Genomic DNA, 19,765 nt, shown 5'->3' on the forward strand with positions numbered 1-19,765 from the left:
ACGTCGGGTGGGAGCGATTTCAGGAGGTGCGATGCGGCACGCGGGGAAGACCAGGGGACTAGGCGCTGTCACGGCTGTTACGGCGGTGGTGGGCCTGCTGGCGGGCTGCGCTGCGCTGCCCGCGGTCGACGGTTGGACCCCACCGGCTTGGCCCGAAACTGCCTCTGTCGCGACGGTGCTCGCTGGCCCAGATTCTCGATCCGGATCAACTGCCGACCCCGCCAAAGCCGCTGACCCTGATCTTGCCGTCGTGCCGGCCGCCACGGAGCTCGCCGAGATTGATACCGCGGGCCTGATTGACGGTCGTATTCGCAATGATGGTGCCGGCCTGCAGGCCCGATACGTGGAGGTGCAGGGTCTTGACGGCTTCAACAGCCGCGTTGCGGAGCTGATTGATGCTGCAATTGCCAGTACAGGGGTGTCGGACTTCACACCCGAAGCCTTTGATGCCAGCGCGGGCCTTGCCGACCGTGGCTGCGTGGCAGGCAGCACGACGTTGCCAGCCGCAGAGCTGTTGGCAGACCCCGCGTTCGGGCCTGCTGACGGTGACGGCACCGCCGTCGTGTGTGAGGTCGTGTCGGCATTCGGGTCAGTGCTGGGGGTCGCATTCCGTACGGTGACGGGCAGCACGCTGGAGGTCGCGAGCGACCAAACCGTGGTGCTGTTTGCTGACTTCGAGGCGAAGACGGCGGTTGAGCCCACCGTGATGTGGAGCCCGGAGGCCGCGGCAGAGCTGTGGGATGGGGCCGTGCGGGCACTGCACCGCGACGCTGGTGCACTGAGCGCAGCGGCGTTGCAGCCGCCGAGCGATGAGCAGCTCGCGCTCGCAAGTGCCGCGCTGGGGACGGCACGGATTGGTGCGGCATCGATTCAGTTCACCTTGCCCGCTGGCGTGACCTCCGAGGAACTTGTGGGGCTGGGCGTGCCCGCCACGTCGTCTCCACTTACGGTGACTATCGAGGGGGAGACCGCCCCCGCCGGTTGGTTGACGCCCGTGGGTGAGAAGCTGCTGGCGCACAGGGGCACACCGTTCTCGGGCGTACCGGCCTGGAACGCCGCGCACGCCGTCGACTGCGACATCGCCGCCTGCGTCGCCGTCACCTATGACGACGGCCCGTCGGGGTACACCGCCGAGTTGCTTGACACGTTGGCGGCTCACGAGTCGCCCGCCACATTCTTCATGCTCGGCAATGCCGTGGCGGGCGCCGCCGACATTGTTGCGCGAGCCGCGGCGAGCGGGCACGAGCTTGCAAGCCACAGCATGACCCACCCCGACCTCACTTCAATCTCTCTAAAGGCCGCCCGCAAAGAGGTGCTCGGCGCGGGCAAGCTGATCACCGATGTGACGGGTCAGCCCGTTACGAGCTACCGCCCGCCCTACGGCGCGCTCAACTCCGGCGTGCTGTCGTCGGTGGGCTTGCCCGCCATCCTCTGGACGATTGACACCCTGGACTGGCAGGGGCCCGGTGAGGCCGAGCTCATCGCGCGCTCGGCCTCGGCGGCGAACCCCGGCGACATTATTCTGTTTCACGACACGCATGCCGATACCGTCAATGTCGCTGGCGACGTGTTCGAGGCGCTGAAGAACCGAGGATTTACGCCCGTCACCGTCACGCAGTTGTTTGAGGGTGCGGTGCCGAGCGGCCGGGTGTTCGGGCGATGAGTTTGCACACCGAACCGGTCCAGGTTATCGAAGCTGACGTCACCGAAAAGAAGGATGCCGAGATTAACGATTCTGAGGCTGACGCATGTGAGGTTGACGTGGCCGAGGTAGACGGGGCAGTGGGCGCGCCTCACACCACTTCGCACCGGCGCCGCTGGGTCAGGACCACGGTGGTGATCGCGCTGTGTCTGTTGCTCGCTGCGGCTGCTTACGCGGTGACCTTTGCTCCGGGTCACTACGCCCAGTCGCGCGCCGAACAGCTCGACGGCGTAGCCACCGCTGACGTGGGGAGTGGCGTACAGGTTGTGCCGGGCGACGGCTGGGTGGCGCAGCCGCGCGTCACCAACCTGGTTGAGTGGCCCCCAATGCCACCCCTGCGCAACGTGAACGTGATGATGGGCTCCGAGACCGGCATTGAGTTGCTAAGCCCCGACCGTGGACTCAGCATTGAACTCTTTGCTGCTGCCGAGCCCGTCGAGAGCGATGCGGACTGGCTCGCAAATGTTGCCAGTGATGCGGGCAGTGATCAACAGCCCACGGTGCTCAAGGAGACGCTCGCGTCGGGCGCAGGCCTGGCCCACGCTGATGCTCCCGGGGAGATCCGCGCAGTGGTGACCCTGGGTGATGAACGGGTGCGAGTGCTCGCGCGCACCGCCCCGGTAGACGACGCAAACGCGCGCACCGGCGAGGCAGACCCGATCAACGCCTACCGCCCGGCCCTGTCGGCACTGCTCGAGTCGCTCACCGCGGGTTAGCGCGGCTGAGCGTGCCTGCCCGCTAGTTATCCTCGGGAACGAGGAGCTGGTGCTGGGCGAGCTCGCGGTATAGCGGCGTCGACTCGATGAGCTCTGTGTGGGTGCCCTCGCCCACCACTCGGCCGTTCTCGAGCACCACGATCTTGTCGCTGTCCACCACGGTGGACAGCCGGTGCGCGATCACCACGAGGGTGCGCCCGGTCGCCACCGAGTCGAGTGCCTCACGCATGAGCCGCTCGTTGACCCCGTCGAGGCTCGCCGTCGACTCATCGAGCAGCAGGAACGGGGGCGCGGTGAGGAGCGCGCGTGCGATCGCGAGGCGCTGCTTCTCGCCGCCCGACAGCATCACCCCGTTCTCGCCGACCTGCAGGTCAAGGGCCTGCGCGAGCCAGTCCGCAGGCTTCGATTCGGTGCTTCCGGACCCGGTGCTGCCCGATCCGGATCGATCGAGCAGCGAACCCAGGTTCACCGCACGCAGCACGCGCTCGCACGCGGCATCGCTCGCGTCGGGCGCCCCGAGCGTCAGGTTGTCGCGCAGGGTGCCGGCGAGCACCGCCGCATCCTGCTCGACATAGCCGAACTGGGCGCGTAGCTCACGGCGGTCAAGCGTGCGCAGGTCCTGGCCGAAGATTGACACCGCACCCGACTCGGGGTCGTAGAACCGCTCGATGAGCGCGAGGATCGTCGACTTGCCGGCACCCGAGGGGCCCACGAGGGCCACTCGCGAGCCGCGCGGCACCGTGAAGCTCACCCCGTGCAGCACGGGAGTCTCGAGGATCTCAGCGGGCGCGGCCTCGGCGTCACGACGCGAGCCGCGGCTGCTGCGCACGAGCTCGCGGGCGTCGGTGCGGGCGGGGGCCGCCGAACGATAGGTGAAATGGACGTCGGTGAACTCGAGCGCAGGCACAGGAGCCGCCTCGACGTCGCGTAGCGGCTCGATGCGCCCCGAAGGCGACAGCTGAGCGTCGCCCTCGGTCTCGGTAGGCAGCGAAGTGATCTCTTGGATGCGCCCGAGCGCGCCGAGCGCCTGGTTCACGGCCGAGATCGCACCGAAAGCCTGCCCGAGCGGCATCACCATCAGAAACAGGAAAATGATGAACGTGACGAGCTGCGCGATCGTAATGGCGCCGGTGGCGACGCGGTAGCCGCCCAGCCCCAGCACGATAAGAAACGACAGCTGCATCGCGAGGAATGAGACCGGCACGATGAGGGCCGAGATCTTGGCGACCTTGACGCCGAGCACGTACGCCTCTTCGGCGTCGCGCTCGGTCGCGCGTTGCTCGCGCTCGGTGGCTCCCGCCGCGCGGATCGTGCGAATCGACGAGATAGAGCGGTCGACCTGGGCGGCGAGATCGCCGACCTTCTCCTGCGCGCGTGCGACCGCGGGGCGAATGCGACCCGAAACCAGCACGACCACGACGAGCGCGACCACGATCACGCTGAAGGTGATGAGAAACAGCACCGGATCGATGATGAGCATGCCGACGAGCGCGCCGACGAACACGAGCATGCCGCTGATCGCCTCCACGAGGCCCTGGGTGAGGACAGCCCGCAGCAGCGTCGTGTCGCTGCCAACGCGCGACACGAGGTCGCCCGTGCGGCGGCGGTCGAACTGGGTGATGGGCAGCTGCAGCATACGTGCAATGAGCTGCTTGCGGCTCGCGAGCACGACGCCCTCGCCCATGCGTTGCAGTACGTAGTGCTGCAGGCCGCCCAGAATCGCGCCAACTACGACGATCGCGCACAGCGCGGCGAGTAGCCAGCCGAGCGGCTGGGCACCCTCAACGCGCGTGATCAGCTGGCCGAGCAGCAGCGGCTGCGCGAGCGATGCGACCGCGCCAATGAGGCCGAACACGATCGCGAGAGTGAGCAGGCGGCGCTGCTCGAAGAGATAGGGAAGCAACTGCTTCAGCGATGCGCGGGGGCCGCGATGCTGCGCCCCCTGCCGCTGCGAGGTGCGTCGTCGTTGCCGCGTGGATGCTGCGTCTTCAGGGTGCCCGGTCACGGGCCTACTCTAAGCCTCGCGTCCTGACAGTTGGCTTAGGTCTGTGTGCCTGAGGGCCTGCCGCGCCGGATCGCGCGCAGGAGTAGGCCTCGCTGGGGATATCGAAATGACGAGTCCACACGACAATTTCGTGATTACCGTGTGGACTCGTCATTTTGATATGGACGCTGTGCGTTCTGGTGCGAGCGCTTGATCTAGCCCCGGATCGCGCGGGCCGCCACCGCGAGGTGCAGTGCCGCCTCGACGGCCTCGCGACCCTTGGACTCGGGGGCACCGGGGCGGCCCGAACGATCGAGCGCCTGCTGCTCGGTGTCGACGGTGAGCACGCCGAACCCGACGGGGCGCCCGGCGTCGAGCTGCACCCGGGTGAGGCCGTCAGTGACGGCGTTGCAGACGTAGTCGAAGTGCGGCGTACCGCCGCGCACGATCACGCCGAGGCAGACGGCCGCGTCGAAGCGGGGCGCTGCGCCGCCCGCGCTCACTGACAGCGCGGCCTGCGCGGCGAGGGGCAGCTCGAACGCCCCCGCCACGCGAAACAGCTCGAAGCTTGCGCCCGCCGCGATGGCTGCGCGTTCGGCCTCCGCGATCATGGGATTCAGGACTTCGTCGTGCCAGTAGCCCGCGATGATGGCGAGGGCGAGACCGCTCGCGTCGACGGACAGATCTGGAGCTCCGGCTCCGCTCATGGGGTACTCCTTTGGCTGGGGTGAAACGGGGAAGGGTGCAGTACTACGGGGTCTGAATGTCGCCAGGGAGCTCGTGATCCATGCGGTCGCGCTTGGTCGAGAGATACCCAATGTTGTGCTCGGTGATGCCGACCACGAGCGGCACCCGCTCGGCAACGTCGACACCATGGGCGCGCAGCTGCGACACCTTATCGGGGTTATTGGTGAGCAGACGGATACTCGTCAGTCCCAGATCGGCGATGATCTCGGCCGCCGCCGTGTAATCGCGTGCGTCACCGGGCAACCCCAGCTGCAGGTTGGCATCGAGCGTATCGACGCCCTGCTCCTGCAGCTGGTACGCGCGCAGCTTGTTCGCCAGCCCGATGCCTCGGCCCTCGTGCCCGCGCAGGTACACGACGACGCCACCGCGCGCGTGAATCAGGTCGAGCGAGGCTTGCAGCTGCGGCCCGCACTCGCACTTCATCGACGCAAACGCCTCGCCCGTGATGCACTCCGAGTGCACCCGCACGAGCGCTCCAGCCCGCGGCATCGAGCCGTCGGGGAGCGGTGCGACGAGCGCGAGGTGATCGACGCCGACGCGGCGGTCGCGGTAGGCGCTCGTCTGAAACTCGCCGTGCTCGGTGGGCAGCATCGTGCGGGCGCGCTCGCTGACTCGGCGCTGCCTCGGGGCAGCGGCCTGCTGATCCGGATCAATAGGATCGATCTCATTGAGATGATCGATCAGTTGTTCGATCGTGATGACCGGGATGTTCTCCTGCGCACCCAACTCGATGAGTCCGGGCAGCCGCATCATCTCGCCGTCCTCGGCGACGATCTCGCCGATCACGGCGACGGGGGAGAGGCCCGCGAGCTTCATCAGTTCGACCCCGGCTTCGGTGTGGCCGGCGCGGGCGCGCACGCCGCCGTCTACGGCGCGCAGCGGCAGGATGTGGCCGGGGCGGTGTACGTCGGTGGGCACGGCGTCGGGGTTGGCGAGTGCACGCAGCGTGGTCGCGCGGTCGCTCGCGCTGATGCCGGTCGTGACGCCCTGCGCGGCGTCAACGGTCACGGTGTACGCCGTCGCCCGCACGTCTTCGTTGCGCTCCACCATCATGGGGAGGTCGAGCTGATTAGCGACGTCGTTTGACATGGGGGCGCAGAGAAGCCCCGACGACCAGCGCACGGCCCACCCGATCCACTCGGGGGACGCGAGCTCTGCCGAGAGAATGACGTCACCCTCATTCTCACGGTCCTCGTCGTCGGCGACGATCACGGGGCGACCAGCCTTGATGGCGGCGATGGCCTCGGTGATGGAGGAGATGCCTGATGAGGTCATGATGCGATTCCTTCGGTCGAAGTGGTGGTGACAGCAATGTCAGATTCTTGCGGGGTAGATGACAGCGGGGCGACGCCCATGCGCAGCATGCGGGCGACGTGGCGGGCGAGGGTGTCGGTCTCGACGTTGACCCGGTCGCCCACGACGAGCGCGCCGAGCGTGGTGGCGGTAAGGGTTTCGGGGATCAGCGAGACCTCGAACCAGTGCGCCCCCGAGGTGTCGGGATCAGACACGTCTGACACAGTGAGTGAGACGCCCGAGGCCGTGATTGAGCCCTTGTCGACGAGCAGCGCCGCGATCTCGCGCGCCACCTCGAACCGCAGCACCCGCCACGCCTCGTGCTCGGTGACTGAGGTGAGGCGCGCGGTGCCATCGACGTGGCCCTGCACGATGTGGCCGCCGAGGCGGGTGTCCATGCGCACCGCCCGTTCAAGGTTCACGCGCGTGCCCACCTCGAGCGCACCGAGCGTCGACATGTGCAGCGTCTGCGCCATCACGTCGGCGGTAAATGCGCCCGCATCGTCGCGATCAACAACCGTGAGGCACACCCCCGACACGCAGATCGAGGCGCCGTGTGCGGCATCGCTCGTGACCAGCGGCCCCCGAATCGTAAGCCTGAGTGAGTCGTCGACCGGATCGATCGCGATGATCTCGCCGACCTCTTCAATGAGTCCCGTGAACATCACATTCCCTTCGCTGTGGAGTCAATATCGGCTTCGATCAACCAGTCGGCGCCGAGCTGGGTGAGCCGCGCTCGCCGCAGCGGCTTCAGGCCGTCCATGCTCTCGATCCCGAGGTCGCCGAGCGCGAGCATCGGCCCGCCGAGTAGGGCCGGGGCGACGTAGACGAGCACCTCGTGGGCGAGCCCCGCGGCAATAAACGCGCTCGCGACCCTGGGGCCGCCCTCGACAAAAATGCTCCGGATCCCGCGTGCCCCGAGCGCCTCGAGGTCGGTGGCGAGGTCCTCGCCGGTGAGGTGCAGCGGCGCATCGAGGCCGTGCGCGGCGAGGGCTGGGTGGCTATTGACGCGGGCCTGGGTGGGGATTGCCCGTCGGCCGAGTATGACCGGGATTGGTTGTTCGGCGGCGGGCACGAGCAGCTCGCCTGTGGCGTCTCGCGCGGTGAGGCTGGGGTCGTCGGCGAGTAGTGTGCCCGTTCCGACGAGGATTGCGTCGGCGGCCGCACGTCGATGGTGGACGTCGGCGCGGGCTTCGGCCCCGGTGATCCACTGGCTTGAGCCGTCGGCCGCGGCGGCGCGGCCGTCGAGGGTCTGTGCCCACTTCACGATCACGCGGGGAGTATCCACCCCTGTCATCCCGCGCGAGGTGCGAGTTGCAGACTCCAGCACGTCGGGTGAGGTGGGTGCGACGGGCGACTGTCGTTCCAGCCAGCCGGCGAGCAGTTCGCGGGCCTCAGCGGCCAGCACGCCAGCGCGCACGCTGATCCCCGCCGCGCGCAGCGTCTCGGCGCCTCCGGCCGAGGCCCCGTCAGAGGACGCCCCGCCCGGGTCGGCGAGCGCGTAGGCGACGGCGCCGATGCCCGCGTCGCGCAGGGCGACGGCGCAGGGGCCCGTGCGGCCCGTGTGGTTGCACGGCTCGAGTGTGACGACGGCGGTGAGTTCACCCGCACGGGAGCGCCATGAGTCGGGCAGCCGGGCGAGTGCGGCGGCTTCGGCGTGGGGCGATCCGGCACCCTCATGCCACCCCTCGGCCACGATCGCACCGCGAGCATCGATGATGACGCAACCCACCTGCGGGTTCGCGTTGAGCGCGGGACCGCGGCGCGCGATGGTGAGCGCGCGGTGCATCGCGTCGGCAACGATCGTGTCTTCGGTGCGTGAGTCGTCAAGCATGGCGGCCGCCGTTTCCTGCGTGCCGGGTACGCCAGGAACCGCGAATCACCGCGGCTTCTGTATTCCTCTCATCCGGACTAGAGCAGCAGAACTGCCCATCACCGTCGGTACCGGAGTTTCACCGGTTCAACATCGCGGATGCGACGCTCGCGGACTATCACCGCCGGTTCGGATTCTCACCGACCCCGGAACACGTTTCCCATCGTAGCCCGATTCGGGCTGAACCGGCACGCATTATCGCGGCCGTCGCTATTCGAAGATGTCCGTGAACAGATTGCCATTGATGAGCAGGTTGATCGTAAGTCCGATCATGAGGGCGTTGAAGAAGAAGGCGAGGGTGGTGTGCCACACCACCGTCCACCGCATATGCGAATCGACGACCTTCACGTCTGAGACCGAAAAGTTCGTAGCATTTGTGAAGGCGAAGTAGGCGAAGTCGATGAGTCGTGGCTCGGGCGTGCCGGGAAACTCCAGGGGAGGGGTCTGCGCCCGCAGGAAGCGCGAGTAGTAGACACGAGCGTAACCCCAGTTAAACATTGCCCACGACAGCAGCATTGCCCACATTCCCAGTCCCTCGAGCGCCCTGTCCCCCCTGTCGAGGGTCTGGTCGGCGATGAGTTCGATTGCGACTGTGAGTCCAATCCCGCTCGCTCCAAAGGACATAATGATCGACAGCCAGCGCGAGAGTGGGTGCCCAACGATTGCCTGGGTGAGGCGTGAATCGGGGTGCGGGGAGCGCGCGATGACGGTCAGGGTGAGTGCCGTCGCGGCCAAGTAGACGGTTGCGGTGAGGCACCAACTTAAGAGCAGGCCCAGATCGTTCGGATCATCTGGGTTGTCGCCGCCCCACAACACGTGGCCTCCGACCCAGACCAGCCAAACCTGCATCAGGATCCCGATCATTGCGGTGGTGAAGGCTACGGGGGTGCGCACCCGAGAGGATCTGCCCCGTGCCGGCCCGCTGGCCCGGGGCGCGACCGGGCCGCGACCTTCCCCGAGCCCTCGTCCAGATACGGCGTTGGGGGCAGACGACCGGCTCACGCGGCCTTCCCCTGGGTATTGGGTTTGGTGGTGGCCGAAGAAAGCAGGTCGCGCAGGCTTGCATCGGGCAGGTAGGCGCGAGTGAGTGCGATGCCAATGCGGGGCAGATCACCCTCGTCCCGAAAAATGAGATGTAGCGACTCGTGACGGGGATTGAACTTTTGCTTGAAACGGTGCAGAGACTTGAACCCGTAGAGGGGCTCAATGAGCTCACCCACGCCCGTGAGCACCTGATCGATGGGGCCAGCTTCTGCGTTTTCAGGGCGTACGAGGGGTGCGCCCGAAAGAGACACGAACTCGTAGCCCTGTTCGGAGAAATGCTGGGCGGACGAGGCGATGAGGAACTCCATCACAGGGCCGAAGCCGCCATCGCGGCGGCGCATCAGATCGAGGGTCCAACCCGCCACTCGGGGCTCGCCGGTGTCGGGGTCGGGAACGCCGTACACCGGCAGCCACGAGGTGATGCCGTGCAAGCTGCCGTCAGTGTCGACGGCGATGCCCACGCGTACGCGGGGGTCGAGCGCCTCATCGACGGTGCCGAGTGTAAATCTCATTTCGGGCAGGCCTTTGTCTCCCGACCACTGCTCAGAGATTGCGCGTACCTGAGCGAGCGTCGACCAGGGCTCGTCGGCGAGCGTGACCATGCGAAATTCGATGTTCTCACGGGCGGCGCGGTTGATGGCGGTGCGCACGGCGCCCCAAACCTTGCCCTTGAACTGGAGCCCCGGAAGGTCCACGATCGTGTCCTCGGCGACGATCACCGAGCGCCAACCCTCGGGGCGAGCCTCGGCGACCGCCGCGCTCACTGAAAAGGCGCACGGAATGAGGCCCGCGTGTTGGGTCACGCTCGCAAAATCCTTGAGTGTCGAGCTCTCGGCACCTGCTGCAACGATCGGGTCGCCGAGCATAATGGCGACGCCGGAGTGAGCCTGGTACGCGATGGCCCCCGCAGACGTGGTGCTGATGCGACGGTTCAGATTCCACGTGGTCATCCAAGATATCGTGCCGCCGCCAAACCGTTCGAGCCGCGCAATCAGCTCCTCGCGCGTGAGGCGCCCGGCCGAGAGGGTACGACGTGAACGACGAAGCGGTACCCGAAAGGCACCACGAGCAACAAGCAGGATGACGAGCATCGCGGCCCAGAGCACGCTCGGGGCGAGGGCCAGCCCAATGATGTCAAACGGGGTGTCAATCAGCTCAAACTTGAGCATGAGGGGCACCGCGAGGACGGCCAGCACGGCGGTGACGAGGTTGTAGATGCCCAGAACAAGCCCGAACACCCATGCAACCTTGTGTCCGCCGCGCAAGCCGTTAGCAATCAACGCGATGACAACCACGTCGATGGCGACGTCGATGAACGAGGCGATGGGCTGATTCTGCCCGAGCGGGCCGTTGTAGGGCACGATGAGGTCAAGCACCTGGATCGCACCGATCGCGATGACGCCGACAAACGCGAGGAACCGCCACTCGCGCGTGCTGGGGCGACCTGCCGGGCGGCGGAACGCGGGCATGAGTCCGCTCACGGTGAGCGCGACCGCCATGGCGATGGCGTGCTCTAGGTCATGAATGTTGCCGAGATAGAACACCGAGATCGTTGTCCACAGGAAGATGCCAATGCGAGCGCGAAGCCGCCACGGGGAGGGCAGGGTGGCGATGGCGAATACGAGCGCGGTGAGTGCGCCGCACGACGGGCCCACGTCATAGACGGTGGAGAGCCGGTCGATCCAGTGCGAGCCCGACTGGGAGGCAGCGGCGAGAAGGGCGGCCGCGCCAACAACGCCGACGATGTGGCCGCCGAGAAAGAGCCCGGCCGTGCGCAGGGACCCGAACTGCCACTCAGCCCAGCCGAGCCCGCCGATCACGAGCGGCATCAGGGTGAGGTAGACCCACGGGTGGTCCACGAAGAACAGCGCCGTGAACACTGACCACCAGCGGCCCTCAGCAAACGCGGGGAGCCCGGTTGCGACCTCGTGGTACCACGGCTGGTCGGCGGCGGCTGCCCACAGGCTGCCCGTGGCGACTCCGACAACGAGCATTGCGACCACGAAGGCGGCGGTAAAGGGCGTGCGTCGCAGCACCCGAACGAAGCCTGTGGCGCGGCCGGATCCCTTGATTTCGGGGTTGGCTCCCGTGCTGGTTTCGCTGACCGCAGTGTCGTTCATACACACAGTCTATGAAGTTAGGGGCGCGGCTGTAGCCTGACGCCACCGGCGGGGTGTGCCTAAATGCGGAGATCCCACGTCAAACGAACAAAAATCGTGATTTTGATCCGAGAAACGCGGGATCTCCGAGCGGAGTTCACCGTGCGGTTAGCGCATCAGGCCGATTCGCTCGTACACGAGGTCGAGGGTGCGACCGGCGACCTCGTTCGCGCGCTCGGCACCCTGTGCGAGCAGTCGATCGAGCTCGGCCGGGTCTGAGAGCAGTTCTTCGGTGCGCTCGCGGACGGGGGCGAGGCTGCCCTCGACGACCTCGACGAGACCCTTCTTGAGGTCGCCGTAGCCGCGGCCGTCGTACTCGGCGACAACCGAATCAACCGACTGCCCCGACAGCACCGAGTAGATGGTGAGCAGGTTTGAGACGCCGGGCTTGGTCTCGCGGTCGAACCGCACCACGCCCTCGTCGTCGGTGACCGCGCGCATGATCTTCTTCTTGGTCACGTTCGCGGGGTCGAGCACGTTGACGAGGCCCGCGTCGGACTCGGCCGACTTCGACATCTTCGCGGTGGGCACCTGCAGGTCATAGACCTTCGCGGTGCCCTTGGAGATGTGCGCCTCGGGCACCAGGAAGGTGTCGCCGAAGCGTGAGTTGAACCGGTTAGCCAGGTCGCGCGTGAGCTCGACGTGCTGGCGCTGGTCTTCGCCCACCGGCACCGAAGCGGCCTGGTAGAGCAGAATGTCGGCGGCCATCAGAATCGGGTAGGTGAACAGTCCGACCGAAGCGGTGTCGGTGCCCTGCTTCTGCGACTTGTCCTTGAACTGAGTCATGCGGCCAGCCTCACCAAACCCGGTGAGCGTGTTCAGTACCCAGGCGAGCTCGGCGTGCGCCGACACGTGCGACTGCACGAACAGGGTCGACTTCGCCGGGTCGATGCCCGCAGCAATGTACTGCGCGGCGGTACGGCGCGTACGGGCCACGAGGCCCGCCGGATCCTGCGGAACGGTAATGGCGTGGAGATTGACCACGCAGAAGAACGCGTCGTAGTCCTCCTGCATCTTGGTCCACTGGCTCAGGGCGCCAATGTAGTTGCCGAGCTGCAGGGAATCGGCGGAGGGCTGCATGCCCGAGAAGAGTACGGGCTTGGAGGTTTCAGTCATGATGGTGCTTCTTCGCTAAAGGTAAAAGGGAAATTCAAAAATTCGGGGCCGCACCCGCCGCTGCTGCCCACCGCGTTAGCGACCTAGGGAGCTGGGAGGCTGGGCTTTGGGCCCGCCGATTGGTCGGGCCTGGCAGGAGCACCGGCGAAGCCCGTGCGACCGGAGAGCGGCGGGCCCAAAGCCCAGCCTCCCAGCGGCAGAAATCGAACTAAACGCGGTAGTCAACAACGACGGGCGCGTGATCCGACCATCGCTCATCGTAGGAGGCCGCCCGATCAATGACGTAGTTCTCGACGCGCTCACCGAGTGCGGGCGTGACCACGTGGTAGTCGATGCGCCAGCCGGTGTCGTTGTCGAACGCCTGGCCGCGGTTGGACCACCACGAGTAGGGGCCGTCGACCTCGCCGGCCCAGCGGCGGCCGACGTCGACCCAGCCGAAGCCGGGGCCTTCTGATCCGTCGACACCCACGACGGTTTCGCCCTTGGGGCCGAAGTAGCGGTCGAAGTAGGCGCGCTCCTGCGGCAGGAAGCCCGACTTCTTGACGTTGCCTTTCCAGTTCTTGATGTCGAGCTCGCGGTGGCCCACGTTGAAGTCGCCGACGATCGAGACGAGTGCGCCCTCGGTGTCGAGTTCGCTCATGCGCTCGCCCATCGCATCGAGGAACGCCCACTTGGCTTCCTGACGGGGCGACCCGACCTCACCCGAGTGGGTGTAGTTGCTGACGACGGTGAACGGCTTGCCGCCCAGCTCGAAGTCGGCCTCAAGCCAGCGGCCTGACGACTGGATGCGAACCTGCGCGTCCGCAGCGCCGAGGCCCACGCGGTGCGCGAGTGACGGGACGCGGCTCGCGATTGCGACGCCCGCGCGGCCCTTGATGTCGCAGGGGTCGTGGAGCCAGTGCCAGCCGGCGTCGCCCAAGAACTGCTGCAGGTGCTCGTCTTGCGCGCGAACCTCTTGCATCGCGAGGATATCGACGTCGCGAGACGCGAGCCACTCGCCCATGCCCTTGCGGTAGGCGGCACGGATGCCGTTGACGTTGACTGAGGCGACGCGCAGGGATTCGACCATGCGTGCCAGTCTACCGAGTTGAACTCGGGTCAGGGGAGGGTGCGGCTAGAACACCATCGGGCGGTCGTAATCATCCTCGAACGTGCCGCCGAGCAGCGACGGGTCAATCTCGGCGACGACGGGCACGTGGTCGCTCGGGGCGTCGCCGCGGCGCTCGTCGCGGTGAATCGCGGCGCCGGTCACCGCATCGGCGAAGCCCTGCGACGCCATGATGAAGTCGATGCGCATGCCCTCATCCTTGGGGAACCGGCCAGCCTTGTAGTCCCAGAAGGTGAATCCTTCGGGCACGATCGGGCGCACGACGTCCTCGACAAGCGGCGCGAATGACTCAAACATCGAACGCTCGGGGGCCGACACGTGCGTCGACTTGCCCACCGTGAACGACGGGTCGCCCATGTCGGCGTCGAATGGCGCAATGTTCCAGTCACCCATGAGGGCGAGCGGCAGATCCGGATCCTCATCAAGCCACGTCTCAGCGTTGCGACGCAACGCATCGAGCCACTCGAGCTTGTAGGTGTAGTGCAGATCGTCGATGCCGCGCCCGTTGGGAACATAGAGGCTCCACAGCCGCAGATCGCCCACGGTGACACCGAGGGCGCGGGCCTCGAGCGGCAGGCCGTTGGGGCCCTCGCCCTGGATCTCTTCCTGGCCCTTGATCGGCTTGCCGAATCCGGGCATGCCGTCGAACTCGCGCGCGACATCGGTCATCTCGTGGCGGCTGGCGAAGGCGACGCCGTTCCACTGATTGAGGCCGTGGATCTCGAGCTTGTAGCCCGCGCGCTCAAACGCCTCGACGGGAAACTGGTCGGGGCGGCACTTGATCTCTTGCATGGCGAGCACGTCGATGTCCTCGCGCACGAGCCAGTCGACGACACGGCCGACGCGGGTACGGATCGAGTTGACGTTCCAAGTGGCAATGCGCATGCCTTAAGCCTAGCCGTCGGCATAGATACGTAATTCGTCACGATGTGAAAAGCCGCGATCGGTCATAGTCTGCAACTCAATCAGTTGCGCGTTCACGGCATTCACCGAGCGCCTGAGGGATGCGCTGGAGCATTGGGGAAGTCGATGCACTCTCAAAATTACGGCGGGCAAGGCCCGTCCCGTCGTCGAGGGGGTCGCGGCCTCGCCGCGATCCTGTTCGCGGCGGTCCTCACGTTTGGGCCCGGTGCCTGGGCGGCGCAGGCCACCGTTCCGGATCAGGCGGCCACTGTAACTGCTGCCGAATCGGCAGATCCGGAGGCTGCTCCCGAGGTGGTTCCCGATCCGGCGCCCGTGGCGGTGCCCGTGCCTGAGGCGGTGCCCGAGCCGGCGGAGGCCCCGGAACCCGTGGCAGCGCCCGAGCCGGCCCCCAAGCCGGCTGCGGAACCCGCTCAAGTCATCGAGGCTCCCGAGCCGCAGGTCGCGGCTCCCGAACGCACGGACCAGGGGGCGCGAAGCTCGGCTTCGCAGTATCCGCCGCCGGTGACCCCCGCGGTATCCGTCACACCGCCCGAATGTGTGGCGGTCGATGCGCCGCTGCCGACGAGCATCACAGCGCACGTCACGGTGCCAGCGGGCACCTTTTGGCTAGGTATCTCGATTGGTGGATGGAGTGCCCCCGAGGTGCTCGTGTCTGGGAGTGGGGACTATGAGCTGCCGCTGAACGGCGAGGGCTCATACACCGTCACCCTGTTCAACGGCGGCCACTACCAGGTCTCGAGCACATCGTTCGTGATCGTGCGGTGTGACGAGCCGGTGCCGACGGTGCCGCTCAGCGTGGCTGTCTCGCTCGATGAGTGCACGGTGCCCGGTGGCGAGATGGCAACCACGGCCAAGGCTCACGTGCTCGGTGCGGTGGTTGGGCAGAGCTACCATTTCTCCCTCACCAAGGACGGTGCGGAGGTATGGTCTGACGACGTGGTCGCTACCGCGATAACGCTCGACGTTGTAGTGCCGCTGACGGGAGCCGCCGAGTATGCGGTGACGGTGAGTCACGGTGACGACTCCGACACGGCAACGGCCACGCTGACGCCGTGCCCGCCGATACCGCCCGAGCTGGCGTTGGCCATCGCATTCGATCAGTGCGGAGCCCCAGGCGGTGTCCCGGCAACTTCGGGCACCCTGATCATCAGCGGTGCGGTGGTGGGTACCACCTATCACGTGACACTGCAGAAGGATAGCGCCGGGGCCCTCGGTGCCCTCGGTGCCCTCGTGGGCAGCGACGGGACTTGGTCGGAAGACGTGGTGGCAACTGCAACCGAGTTCGCCGTGACTGTGCCACTCAGCGGTCCAGGCATGTACACGGCACAAGCCTCGGTTGGTGAGACTGTGGCGACGGCTACGGCAGAGCTGACGCCCTGCCCGCCGGAACCGCCAGTACCGCCAGTACCGCCAACACCACCGGTACCTCCGGTTGTGACCACCTCCTACACTCCGCCGCCCAAGGTCATCGTGACCTCGGTAGCCCCCAAGCTCGCGGTCACCGGTGCGAGCGGTGGCAGTGAGGGAATGGCAGTTGCGGGGGCCGTGGTACTTGCGGGCCTCGTCACCATGGCTGCGGCTAGCGGACACCGCCGGATCAGGGCACGCGTAGTGCGTGACTGACGGGGAGTCGTGCGGCCCCGAGCTCGTCTCGGTGGTCGCACGAGCAAGACACAAGCTGCACGGTCGCGGCGTTCTCACCGTGGTCGTGCAGTTTGTTCCAAGGGCCTGCACAGTGGATTCGGGTAGGTTTAAGGCTCGGTCAAGTGCGCGACGCGCATCAAAAGACACGGGGAATACTGAATGAGCAAGAAACTCGCTGACGGATCACAACGGTCGACGTTCGTGCGCCATGGCAAGCTGCGCCGCTCAAAGAGCTGGAGCAACGCGCTGCGCATCCTGCTGACGACTGCCATCGTGGTGGTGCTCAGCGGAGTCGCCACAGTGTCCTATGCGGTGTGGGGTCTCACAAAGGATATTCAGACGGTCGATCTCGGCAACAGCGGCGACGCGGTAGGAGCGGGCAGCCAGTCGATTGACGGGGCGCTCACGATTCTGCTTGCGGGCACGGACTCACGTGCCGGCCAGACCATCAATGATGGTGAAGAGGGCGAGCTCAACGACGTCAACCTGCTTCTGCACGTCTCGGCAGACCACAAGAACGCCACGGTTATTAGCTTTCCGCGTGACCTGATGGTGCCGATCCCGGGCTGCCCGGGACCGAACGGGGAGCCCGACTACTACTCGGCAATGAGCGAGCAGCAGCTCAACACTGCTATCTCGTACGGCGGGCTGCCGTGCGTGGCGGCCACGATTTCTTCACTCACGGGCATGGAAATTCCGTACGCCGGGCTGATCTCGTTTGACGGCGTGATCGGGGTCTCGAACGCGCTCGGCGGCGTGGAAGTCTGTCTCGCGCAGCCCATCGTTGATCCGCATGCGGACCTCGACCTGCCCGCCGGCATGAACAACCTCCAGGGCCTCGAGGCGCTGCAGTTTCTGCGCACGCGCCACGGCGTCGGCGACGGCGGCGATACGAGCCGCATCAGCAACCAGCAGGTCTTTATGTCTGCCCTGCTGCGCAAGCTGAAGAGCGCAGACACGCTCTCGGACCCGGTGAAGGTGTACGGCCTTGCAAAGGCGGGCGTCGAAAACATGACGCTGTCGAAGAACATGGCGAGTGTGCAGTTCATGCAGGCCATCGCAGGCACGGTCAAGGACATCGACCTCGACCGCATCAACTTTGTGCAGTACCCGTCGTTCTCGCATCCCTACGAAGAAGGGCGTCTGACGCCTGACTATGTCAACGGGCAAGCGCTCATGGACATTGTCATGAGCGGCCAGCCATTTGAGGTCTCGGCCGTGGGTGAAGGCGTGGCGACGGAGGGCGAGGACCCGGCTGCCGACCCCGCTACCGACCCGACGACCGACCCAGCCGCTGATCCATCAGTGGCGCCCGTGCCAGAGGAAGGCGCAACCCCGCCGGCTGCCACGGATGGACCGGTGAAGTTGCCCGACGGTATTACCGGGCAGCAGGCCAGTAAGGAAACCTGCTCGGCCGGGCGCACGGTGTTCTAAGCCATTCTCGACATTCTCGGAACGGGCGTTGACTTTTGAGACACGCCGACACGGATCCCGCTCACGATTTCTCGTGAGCGGGATCCGTCCGTTAGGATGGGCAATGGTGTTTACACCTAGGAGACGTGCCGGAGCGGCCGAACGGGCTTCACTGCTAATGAAGTGTTGGGCTTAAACCTGACCGGGGGTTCAAATCCCCCCGTCTCCGCCAGATTTACCCCTCAAGATTCGCGCAATGCGCTGCGAGTCTTGAGGGGTTTTTGCGTTCGCGGGGCGACACGAAACCCGAGCGTGACGCAGCGCCGACAAGCGAATCAATCGCACTGGCAAAAGTGCACAAACCCTGCGCACAAGACTGTGCAATACCGCGTGGAGCTGTGCGCCGCGCCGCCCGTAGCCTGTCTGGGTCACCCGCACTGACGCGAAGAAGGGCAGCATGCGAGCGAATTACAATCGTCCAGTTTCACCGGCCACATCGGCGGCTCAAGTGATTTCACCGTCGAGCAAGAGCGGCTCAAAAAAGCTGGCCTCTCGACACATTACGATGATCACCCTCGGCGGCATCATCGGCGCAAGCCTGTTCGTAGGCTCGGGCAACGTGATCCGAAACGTGGGCCCCGCGGCGCTCGTTTCGTACCTCATCGGCGGCATCCTCGTGTTCCTTGCGATGCGCATGCTGGGCGAAATGGCGGCAGCACGGCCGTCCACCGGTTCGTTCATGGAGTACGCGCGAGTCGGCCTCGGCGACTGGGCCGCCTACTTCGTGGGCTGGCTGTACTGGTACTTCTGGGTGGGGGTCATCGCGTTCGAAGCCGTCGTAAGCGGTTCGATCCTGCACGGCTGGATGCCCGGAGTGCCCGAGTGGGTCTTCTCGATCTCCATGATGCTCATCTTCACCATCACGAACCTCGTCTCAGTGCGTTCGTTTGGTGAGGTCGAGTTCTGGCTAGCCAGCATCAAGGTCGTCGCGATCGTGGTGTTCCTCGGCGTCGGCGTCCTGTTTGCGCTCGGCTTCTGGCCCGGCGGCTCGTTCTCGCTGCCCAACCTGTGGCAGCACGGCGGCTTCGCCCCCAATGGCGTCTGGCCGATCATCGCGGGCGTCGCGATCGTGATCTTCTCGTACTTCGGCACTGAGATCGCTGTGATGGCCGCCTCTGAATCCGAGGACCCCGCGAAGGGCGTACGCCAGGCCACGACCACGGTCGTGTGGCGCATCTTGCTGTTCTTCGTGGGTGCCGTGTTCCTGATCGTCATGATCGTGCCCTGGAACCAGCTGCCCGACCCCCAGGTCGAGGGCCCCTTCGTGCACCTCTTCACGATGTACGGCATCCCCGCCGCAGGGGTCATCATGAGCGCCGTCACGCTGACCGCGGTCTGCTCGGTACTCAACTCGGGCCTCTACTCGGCCGCCCGCATGTTCGCAGCGCTCGCCGACCAGGGCTACGCCCCCGGCATCGTGGCAAAGCGGTCCAAGAACGGCGTGCCCGTGGCGGCAGTGCTCGCCTCGACGCTCGGCGGATACGCCGCCGTGATCGTGAACTTCGCGGCCCCCGATTCGGGCATCTTCGACTTCATCATGAACTCGGCCGGCCTCGTCGCACTGTTGGTCTACGCGTTCATTGCCGCGACGCAGATCCGCATGCGTTCACGCATGAGCAAGGAGGAGGTCGCCGGCCTCGAGCTCAAGATGTGGCTGCATCCCTGGCTCGGTATCCTCGTGATCGCGTCAGTGGTGGGCATCATCGTCATCATGGTCGTGAGTGGCGAAGGCACGCGCACCCAGGTGTGGACGAGCCTGGTGTCGGTTGGTGTGCTCGCAATCTTCTGGCCTGCGGTGCGCAAGCGGCTCGCACGCGTGCGTGCGAAGCGCGCGTTCCCCGAACCCTCGGCGGCAGAGCTGGCCCAGCGGCTGCAGGCGGAATCATCTGCGGCGGCGACTCCGGTAGCCGCGTCTGACATAGAAGGCGCCGGATCGCAGCAGCCGCGCGCGTAACACCCGAGCGCTCTGCGCTCCATGTGGC

General features: G+C 66.2%; 15 protein-coding genes, 1 tRNA gene and 1 riboswitch. Of the genes, 6 read left to right on the forward strand and 10 right to left on the reverse strand.

Annotated features, from left to right (window positions below; translation table 11 throughout):
- The first annotated feature begins 31 nt into the window (after window positions 1-31).
- Window positions 32-1,663 (forward strand): polysaccharide deacetylase family protein, encoded by a 1,632-nt coding sequence (locus C795_RS16545; protein WP_017792867.1) that lies wholly within the window; start codon window positions 32-34, stop codon window positions 1,661-1,663.
- Complete coding sequence (locus C795_RS0106075) at window positions 1,660-2,418, forward strand: hypothetical protein (RefSeq protein ID WP_017792868.1); 759 nt, start codon at window positions 1,660-1,662, stop codon at window positions 2,416-2,418. The genes C795_RS16545 and C795_RS0106075 overlap by 4 nt, the downstream gene beginning before the upstream one ends.
- A gap of 22 nt (window positions 2,419-2,440) precedes the next feature.
- On the opposite strand, the gene C795_RS0106080 is transcribed toward C795_RS0106075, so the two are convergent.
- The 10 genes from C795_RS0106080 to C795_RS0106125 form a co-directional block, all read right to left on the reverse strand.
- Entirely contained in the window at window positions 2,441-4,423 is a 1,983-nt protein-coding gene (locus tag C795_RS0106080) for an ABC transporter ATP-binding protein (RefSeq protein WP_017792869.1), read from the reverse strand.
- Between the two features lie 194 nt (window positions 4,424-4,617).
- Window positions 4,618-5,109 carry a 6,7-dimethyl-8-ribityllumazine synthase gene (gene ribH, locus C795_RS0106085; RefSeq protein WP_017792870.1) on the reverse strand — a complete coding sequence of 164 codons (492 nt, stop codon included), beginning with the start codon at window positions 5,107-5,109 and terminating at the stop codon, window positions 4,618-4,620.
- A gap of 43 nt (window positions 5,110-5,152) precedes the next feature.
- Window positions 5,153-6,424: a bifunctional 3,4-dihydroxy-2-butanone-4-phosphate synthase/GTP cyclohydrolase II gene (locus C795_RS0106090; protein WP_017792871.1), complete on the reverse strand. Its 1,272-nt coding sequence runs from the start codon at window positions 6,422-6,424 to the stop codon at window positions 5,153-5,155.
- Complete coding sequence (locus tag C795_RS0106095; RefSeq protein ID WP_017792872.1) at window positions 6,421-7,107, reverse strand: riboflavin synthase; 687 nt, start codon at window positions 7,105-7,107, stop codon at window positions 6,421-6,423. Before C795_RS0106095 ends, C795_RS0106090 begins: the two co-directional genes overlap by 4 nt.
- Window positions 7,107-8,276: a bifunctional diaminohydroxyphosphoribosylaminopyrimidine deaminase/5-amino-6-(5-phosphoribosylamino)uracil reductase RibD gene (locus C795_RS0106100; protein ID WP_017792873.1), complete on the reverse strand. Its 1,170-nt coding sequence runs from the start codon at window positions 8,274-8,276 to the stop codon at window positions 7,107-7,109. The genes C795_RS0106095 and C795_RS0106100 overlap by 1 nt, the downstream gene beginning before the upstream one ends.
- A 56-nt stretch (window positions 8,277-8,332) precedes the next feature.
- A riboswitch (FMN riboswitch) is annotated at window positions 8,333-8,473 on the reverse strand.
- A gap of 52 nt (window positions 8,474-8,525) precedes the next feature.
- Window positions 8,526-9,317 (reverse strand): DUF1345 domain-containing protein, encoded by a 792-nt coding sequence (locus tag C795_RS0106105; protein WP_232225447.1) that lies wholly within the window; start codon window positions 9,315-9,317, stop codon window positions 8,526-8,528.
- On the reverse strand, window positions 9,314-11,479 hold the full coding sequence (locus C795_RS0106110) for a bifunctional lysylphosphatidylglycerol flippase/synthetase MprF (protein WP_017792875.1): 2,166 nt from the start codon (window positions 11,477-11,479) through the stop codon (window positions 9,314-9,316). Before C795_RS0106110 ends, C795_RS0106105 begins: the two co-directional genes overlap by 4 nt.
- A gap of 147 nt (window positions 11,480-11,626) precedes the next feature.
- Window positions 11,627-12,634, reverse strand: a complete 1,008-nt coding sequence (trpS, locus tag C795_RS0106115; RefSeq protein ID WP_017792876.1) for a tryptophan--tRNA ligase — start codon at window positions 12,632-12,634, stop codon at window positions 11,627-11,629.
- A gap of 208 nt (window positions 12,635-12,842) precedes the next feature.
- Entirely contained in the window at window positions 12,843-13,703 is an 861-nt protein-coding gene (locus tag C795_RS0106120; RefSeq protein ID WP_017792877.1) for an exodeoxyribonuclease III, read from the reverse strand.
- A 45-nt stretch (window positions 13,704-13,748) separates the two neighbouring features.
- On the reverse strand, window positions 13,749-14,627 hold the full coding sequence (locus C795_RS0106125) for an exodeoxyribonuclease III (protein WP_017792878.1): 879 nt from the start codon (window positions 14,625-14,627) through the stop codon (window positions 13,749-13,751).
- 144 nt (window positions 14,628-14,771) lie between these two features.
- Here C795_RS0106125 and C795_RS15360 point away from each other — a divergent pair, with 144 nt between their 5' ends.
- From C795_RS15360 to C795_RS15365, 4 genes are all read left to right on the forward strand, one after another.
- Complete coding sequence (locus C795_RS15360) at window positions 14,772-16,289, forward strand: hypothetical protein (protein WP_033349205.1); 1,518 nt, start codon at window positions 14,772-14,774, stop codon at window positions 16,287-16,289.
- Between the two features lie 180 nt (window positions 16,290-16,469).
- Window positions 16,470-17,744, forward strand: coding sequence for an LCP family protein (locus C795_RS0106135; protein WP_017792879.1), 1,275 nt, complete (start codon window positions 16,470-16,472; stop codon window positions 17,742-17,744).
- Window positions 17,745-17,863: 119 nt separating this feature from the next.
- A tRNA-Ser gene (locus C795_RS0106140) sits at window positions 17,864-17,955 on the forward strand.
- Window positions 17,956-18,180: 225 nt separating this feature from the next.
- The gene (locus C795_RS15365) at window positions 18,181-19,737 is read left to right on the forward strand and encodes an amino acid permease (protein WP_083879145.1); all 1,557 of its coding nucleotides are present in this window, start codon (window positions 18,181-18,183) and stop codon (window positions 19,735-19,737) included.
- Window positions 19,738-19,765: the final 28 nt, after the last annotated feature.

This window comes from Leucobacter salsicius M1-8 (genome assembly GCF_000350525.1).
GTDB lineage: Bacteria > Actinomycetota > Actinomycetes > Actinomycetales > Microbacteriaceae > Leucobacter > Leucobacter salsicius.

Bases quoted from the DNA above. Each gene is read 5' to 3' on its own strand.
- C795_RS16545 (WP_017792867.1), top strand. From the start codon at position 32: ATGCGGCACGCGGGGAAGACCAGGGGACTAGGCGCTGTCACGGCTGTT.
- C795_RS0106075 (WP_017792868.1), top strand. From the start codon at position 1,660: ATGAGTTTGCACACCGAACCGGTCCAGGTTATCGAAGCTGACGTCACC.
- ribH (WP_017792870.1), bottom strand. From the start codon at position 5,109: ATGAGCGGAGCCGGAGCTCCAGATCTGTCCGTCGACGCGAGCGGTCTC.
- C795_RS0106090 (WP_017792871.1), bottom strand. From the start codon at position 6,424: ATGACCTCATCAGGCATCTCCTCCATCACCGAGGCCATCGCCGCCATC.
- C795_RS0106095 (WP_017792872.1), bottom strand. From the start codon at position 7,107: ATGTTCACGGGACTCATTGAAGAGGTCGGCGAGATCATCGCGATCGAT.
- C795_RS0106100 (WP_017792873.1), bottom strand. From the start codon at position 8,276: ATGCTTGACGACTCACGCACCGAAGACACGATCGTTGCCGACGCGATG.
- C795_RS0106110 (WP_017792875.1), bottom strand. From the start codon at position 11,479: ATGAACGACACTGCGGTCAGCGAAACCAGCACGGGAGCCAACCCCGAA.
- trpS (WP_017792876.1), bottom strand. From the start codon at position 12,634: ATGACTGAAACCTCCAAGCCCGTACTCTTCTCGGGCATGCAGCCCTCC.
- C795_RS0106120 (WP_017792877.1), bottom strand. From the start codon at position 13,703: ATGGTCGAATCCCTGCGCGTCGCCTCAGTCAACGTCAACGGCATCCGT.
- C795_RS0106125 (WP_017792878.1), bottom strand. From the start codon at position 14,627: ATGCGCATTGCCACTTGGAACGTCAACTCGATCCGTACCCGCGTCGGC.
- C795_RS15360 (WP_033349205.1), top strand. From the start codon at position 14,772: ATGCACTCTCAAAATTACGGCGGGCAAGGCCCGTCCCGTCGTCGAGGG.
- C795_RS0106135 (WP_017792879.1), top strand. From the start codon at position 16,470: ATGAGCAAGAAACTCGCTGACGGATCACAACGGTCGACGTTCGTGCGC.
- C795_RS15365 (WP_083879145.1), top strand. From the start codon at position 18,181: ATGCGAGCGAATTACAATCGTCCAGTTTCACCGGCCACATCGGCGGCT.